At 49.8% G+C, this 1,651-nt stretch carries 2 protein-coding genes; one reads left to right on the forward strand and one right to left on the reverse strand.

Going from position 1 to position 1,651, the window contains the following annotated elements; genetic code table 11:
* Nucleotides 1-567: 567 nt before the first annotated feature.
* Nucleotides 568-723 carry a hypothetical protein gene (locus IV91_RS18470; RefSeq protein ID WP_160171574.1) on the reverse strand — a complete coding sequence of 52 codons (156 nt, stop codon included), beginning with the start codon at nt 721-723 and terminating at the stop codon, nt 568-570.
* A gap of 404 nt (nt 724-1,127) precedes the next feature.
* On the opposite strand from IV91_RS18470, the gene IV91_RS0111365 reads away from it, so the two are divergent.
* A partial coding sequence (locus IV91_RS0111365) for a hypothetical protein (RefSeq protein WP_031598475.1) occupies nt 1,128-1,651 on the forward strand: 524 nt, incomplete at its 3' end.

A 1,651-nucleotide genomic window follows, 5' to 3' on the forward strand; every position in this document is an offset into this window, starting at 1 on the left:
TGGAGTAAGCGAACCGTCTTGGAATCCTGGGTCGCTGAAAACCTGACCGTTGCAGTTCGACGGTGGGCGAATGGGAAGATCCCATAGAAAATCTTGTAACTGGAGCCAGCAGGCTAAGGTCGTGACTTTGGTAACTAATGTGGGAACCGCTAAGGCTATTGGATGGGGTGGCACCTGTTCAGGCTACGCGGGGGAGACTTGGTGAGTAGTGCCAGACCGGAGGATTGGTTGGGGCAGGTTTCATGGGCAGACTTGCTGTTTTGTTCATGGATCGAAAGCTGGGAGCAGTCGAAATTGTATGTTGAAACCCTTGGCAGGGTGTGTTGTAACTCACGGGGCCGTTGGCGCGGTTCCGTAATCCGGTTGGCACCGGATGTTGTTGAGATTTGCGATAGTTTGGAGCCTCTGGAACAGGCATTTATTAACCATAACCCAATAAATAGAGGGCTTCTGCCCATTGATCGACCGGCATGTCATAAAACTGCTGGACTGGATAAGTCCTAAACGCATACCGGCCCCTTGTGGGCCGGTTTTTTCTCACGGAAAATAAAAACGGGCCAGAATAAACTAGCCCGTTCTTTGCTCAACCCTCGCCTTGCCGCGCCATGCCTCGCCAAGCCGTGCCTTACCTTGCCAAGCCGCTTTGCTTAAAAACTTGCGATGCCACGCCGTCCTTCCTGAATTGTTATGCGTCGTGAGCAAACGCACATCTGAAGGTGCCATCAGTAAAACCTAACAGCGTGGTTCGTACTCTACCCCACACAAAATCCAAAGTCAACAAATTTACACAATCATGAAAAGCAATACCTATGAACACATTGTCCATAATGCAGAAAGCATACGCGGCTTAATTGGCACAATAAACCCCGGATGATCTCCGGGGTTTATATCACGGAAAAATAAATACGTGTCAGCATGAGGTTACCCCTTCATGCAAAACAATATCCTGTGAACGCATTGTTCCAGAATGCACAGATGCCACAATGTTGGCAGCCATAATCGGCACAATAAACCCCGGATGATCTCCGGGGTTTTTATATTGCATGATATGGTATAATTCTCATACAATCAGCATGTTATAAATACTTGCAATAGTCGGTGGTGTGTCCGGCTTGGAGAACCCTCCCATGAGGCATGCCATTCCTGTATATGATAAAAAAGAAGTTGCCATGCAACGGATTTCTGATGGGGTCACGCGGGGTTACCCGTTGTACTGTGACGGCTCGATCAGCGCAGAAAAACTACCTCGCCTGGTGGACAAGTTTCGCATAAATTATCAGGTCGACGCTGACAAGAACTCGCGCGCCTACCGACAACGGAAAGGACTCGGCAATGCGAAGTTGATCCTCTGGAAAAAATTTGACGATCTGGTTCTGTGGTGGCTGTTCGTATCCGAGAACGGGGAACATGCCGCCCGTGATCTGGAGACTTTGAAAAACGCGAGGAAAGACCGCGTCCGGTGTGACGATTTCGAACTTGTCCTGCTGACCAAAAAAGATGCTCCAAAACCGCGTATGACATGGCGCTACACCTCGACCAAGTACAACGAGCATCGAGAAGCCATCATAGCAGCCGTGCGGTCAAGGAGCCCTGCGTCAATGAGTCGAACCATCGCCCTTGCGTTTTTTGGTCAGGGCTGCGGTTTTTACGG

This window comes from Ferrovum myxofaciens (genome assembly GCF_000735045.1).
In the GTDB taxonomy this organism is placed as follows: Bacteria; Pseudomonadota; Gammaproteobacteria; order Burkholderiales; family Ferrovaceae; genus Ferrovum; species Ferrovum myxofaciens.